This is a genomic window from Synechococcus sp. R50.1 (assembly GCF_047462115.1).
Classification (GTDB): Bacteria; Cyanobacteriota; Cyanobacteriia; order Thermostichales; family Thermostichaceae; genus Thermostichus.
This window is the reverse complement of the sequence record NZ_JANSIN010000082.1, coordinates 1-3,509: the sequence shown is the minus strand read 5'-3', so window position 1 is coordinate 3,509 and position 3,509 is coordinate 1. Positions and strand designations below refer to the sequence as shown.

The window sequence follows — 3,509 nt, the reverse complement described above, 5'->3', positions numbered from 1 at the left end:
TTGTACTTCATCAAAGCGCATTCCTCCCGACACTGACCCTACGGGTACAGTGCGGGGCTCCTGCGCTAGTAAGCTGACACACCTGGAAAAATCGGCTTCAATAGGCCCTAGCTGCGCTTCTTGGCAGCAGAGGTGGTTCATCGTCCCCCTATTTTCTTCCCTTCACCCGTGATACCCAAGTCTTCTTCCCGTACCCCGGCTCGCCACGTGTCTGTGCGTGCAGAGCAGGTTGCTGGGCCTCGGCTGGACATCTCTGTTGCTCCACGAGTGCATCGCTCCCAAGGGCAGGGATCCCTGGTGCGGGCAGGGTTTCCCTCCTCTCTCCCAATTTCCGGTCGGCGGACGATCCCTGTCCAGCGCTCCCGCCGGCGCGGACGGCAAGAACCTGGCCACGAGCCTCAAGTCTGGGAGATGGCCTGTCACATCGGGGTGAATGTCTTGTTTACGGCGGCTGCCCTCAGTGGTTTGTATCGCCTCTTGCCGGTGCAGTTGGCTCAGCACCACCGTCTCCAGGTTCTGGAGCGGCATATCGAGGTCTTGTCCACTCGGATTTCTCGGCTGCAGGAGGGGGTGGATCGAGGTATGGATCCCTTGCAGCAGGAGGCCCTGATCAAGGAACGGCTGAATCGGGTGCCACGCAATCAAATTCAGGTGCGTTTGGTGGATCCCAGTACCTGGGTGGCGGACGACGAGAAGAACACCCACCCTTCCTGGATCGGGCAGTCCACCCAGCCGTCTGCCAGGCCGTAGGCTGCCTCTGCCTAGGCTTGTTTGAGAAGCAAGGCCACCTCTTTGGCAAAGTAGGTGAGGATGATATCGGCACCGGCCCGCTTCATGGCCAGCAGCGATTCCATCATCACTTTTTTGCCGTCGATCCAGCCTTTTTGTTCGGCGGCTTTGATCATGGCGTACTCGCCGCTGACGTTGTAGGCAGCTACGGGCAGATCCGTCGATTCCTTAACTCGGTAGATGATGTCCAGGTAGGCCAGGGCCGGCTTCACCATCACCATGTCCGCCCCCTCGGCTTCGTCCAGCTCCACCTCTTTGATGGCTTCCCGAGCATTGGCGGGATCCATTTGATAGCTTTTCTTGTCTCCGGATTTGGGCGCGGATCCCAGGGCATCGCGGAAGGGGCCGTAGAAGGCAGAGGCATATTTGGCAGAATAGGCCAGGATCGCCACATCGGTATAGCCTTGGTCGTCCAGGGCCTCCCGAATGGCGCCGACGCGACCATCCATCATGTCCGAGGGGGCCACAATGTCGGTTCCCGCCTCTGCTTGGGAGAGGGCTTGCTTGACCAAAACTTCCACCGTCTCGTCGTTGAGGATCACCCCATCCCGCACAATGCCGTCGTGGCCGTCGCTGTTGTAAGGATCCAAGGCCACATCGGTTACCACCAAAATCTCGGGAATTTCCTGTTTAATCCGCCGCACCGCCCGCTGGATCAAGCCCTCTGGGTTGAAGCACTCCTGCCCGGTGGGATCCTTTTTCTCTTCCGGCACCACCGGGAACAGGGCCACCGCCGGGATCCCCAATTGAGCGGCTTCCTCCACCTCCTTTAGCAGCAGGTCTAGGGTGTAGCGGTAGCAGCCGGGCATCGACTCCACTTCCTGCCGCTGGTTCTCCCCCTCCATGACAAACAGGGGATAGATCAGATCCTGCACCCGCAGGTGGGTTTCCTGCACCATCTGGCGGAAGGCCTCTGTGCGCCGCAGCCGACGGGGACGGTAGATCAGGTCTTGGCTCATGAGAGCAGGGGGAAAGAGGGCGTTTCTATTTTGCCATGAGGTCGGTAGGGGCTGAGCTGGTCGTTGGGCGAGGGGCGACATCCGGGGCAGAGGGAAAATGCCGAGCCAGCCAGCGGCGAAGGGTCTCTTTTACCGCTTCGGCTTGGCAGTCGTGCAAAAGATCGTGGCGCGACCGGGGAAAATCGTGGATCTCTCCCTGGGGCAGCCGACGGGCAAAATCCACAGCTCCCGCAGGATTGACGACGATATCGGCAGAGGTGTAAAGCAGCAAAACCGGCAGGCAGAGCCGATGGGCTTGATCAAGGCAGCGCTGTCCACTGCGCACCAGTTCGGCTGTGAATCTGGCCCGCGTTACACCACACATGTGGGGATCCGCCGCAAAGGCGGCTTGCTGCTCGGGTAGGGAAGTCACCCGCGCTGGCTCGTAGAGGCCGGTCAAGGCCAACTGGGGAATAACCCTGTCCAAAACTTGCAGAAGGGCGTGGGTCAAAGGGGTGAAATAGTGGTCGATGCGAAAAGCCGGAGAGATGAGAACCAGGCCCTGCACTTGGTCGGGATGGGCGAGGGCATATTCCGTAACCCAGTTGGCCCCCGCGCTGTACCCGCACCAGATCTGCGGGATCCCTTTCTGCGGCCAAATCTGCTGCGTGATCCTCTCCAGATCGGCTTGATATTGGCTGAAACGGTCGATCCAGCAGCGGATCCCGCCGGAGCGACCAAATCCCCGCATGTCGGGAGCCAAAACCTCCCACCCTTGAGCAGCCAACTCGCCGGCCAAAGGGCAAAACCCGCCGCCGTGATCCCCTTTACCGTGCAAAAGCAACACCCGTCCGCAAGGGGATCCCTGGGGCCAGTGGTGCAGAAAAGCCGGGATCCCATCGGAAAGCGGCAACTCCTGAGGCCGATAGATCCCCGACGCAGTTTGCGGCTGAGTTTCCGACCGCCCATCCAGAGCCTCTAAGTCACCTAACCGATCAAAAGGCATGGGCAAATCCAACACACGTCCGGCAAGACCCGGCAAAGCCACAAATCCTATCTTCCTATGTCCCAGTCGCCCGCGAGCGCTGCCGCCGCTGAGGAGTTGCAATCTTTGTTTCCAGCTCAGCATATTTCTTAACAATCTCTGCTCTTGCCGGGGATCCCCGACATGCCGGGCTTTGCAGCCTTTTCTGAGGATGGGATGAAAGGATCTCTCGGGGGGAGACTGGGGCCATTTGCGGGAAAAAGGCCCTCTGAGAGGTATGATGTTGTGAAGAAGTTTTGCGGGGTCTCAGGTTTGACGGGATCCCCTCTCTGGGGTGGTTCACCCTTGCTTTACCATTGCCTTATCGCTTCATCAGTTCACTCAGTCGGAAACGGGTTGCTGAAACTATGCTGTTACTGAAAATCTCTGTTTACGCGGTTGTCATCTTTTTTGTGGGGCTTTTTGTGTTTGGTTTTTTGAGCAACGACCCCTCACGCAACCCCAACCGTCGAGACCTGGAGTAGGGGATCCCGCCTTGGGCAGCTTGCGAACTCCAGTGATAACTGGCTCATCGCTTGAGGGAGCATGCCTCTGGCCCTGTTTTTGCCGAACCTTGCTGGTTGCCCTAGCTATGGGAGAACGGATGCCCAGGGAGCTCCTGCTGGCGGGGTAGCGACAAAGTTGCTGCTGGTCATGGGTTGCAGCAGCGGTGAGCGAGATTCAGCTAGAAATCGCAGGAGCCCCGCACTGTACCCGTAGGGTCAGTGTCGGGAGGAATGCGGAAGTTATGATAGAAC

4 protein-coding genes are annotated in these 3,509 nt (G+C 59.0%); 2 read left to right on the top strand and 2 right to left on the bottom strand.

Features of this window, described 5'->3' with window-relative positions; all coding sequences use genetic code 11:
• Window positions 1-207: 207 nt before the first annotated feature.
• On the top strand, window positions 208-750 hold the full coding sequence (locus NW870_RS12835) for a hypothetical protein (RefSeq protein WP_414375629.1): 543 nt from the start codon (window positions 208-210) through the stop codon (window positions 748-750).
• An 11-nt stretch (window positions 751-761) separates the two neighbouring features.
• Here NW870_RS12835 and hemB read toward each other — a convergent pair whose 3' ends face one another.
• Both hemB and NW870_RS12825 read right to left on the bottom strand, forming a co-directional pair.
• Complete coding sequence (gene hemB, locus NW870_RS12830; protein WP_414344721.1) at window positions 762-1,748, bottom strand: porphobilinogen synthase; 987 nt, start codon at window positions 1,746-1,748, stop codon at window positions 762-764.
• A gap of 25 nt (window positions 1,749-1,773) precedes the next feature.
• Window positions 1,774-2,775: a lysophospholipase gene (locus NW870_RS12825; RefSeq protein WP_414375627.1), complete on the bottom strand. Its 1,002-nt coding sequence runs from the start codon at window positions 2,773-2,775 to the stop codon at window positions 1,774-1,776.
• Window positions 2,776-3,119: 344 nt separating this feature from the next.
• Here NW870_RS12825 and NW870_RS12820 point away from each other — a divergent pair, with 344 nt between their 5' ends.
• The gene (locus NW870_RS12820; protein WP_011434021.1) at window positions 3,120-3,236 is read left to right on the top strand and encodes a photosystem II reaction center protein I; all 117 of its coding nucleotides are present in this window, start codon (window positions 3,120-3,122) and stop codon (window positions 3,234-3,236) included.
• Window positions 3,237-3,509 lie beyond the last annotated feature (273 nt).

Excerpts from the sequence above, each read along its gene's own strand:
- hemB (WP_414344721.1), bottom strand. The coding sequence starts at position 1,748 with ATGAGCCAAGACCTGATCTACCGTCCCCGTCGGCTGCGGCGCACAGAG.
- NW870_RS12820 (WP_011434021.1), top strand. The coding sequence starts at position 3,120 with ATGCTGTTACTGAAAATCTCTGTTTACGCGGTTGTCATCTTTTTTGTG.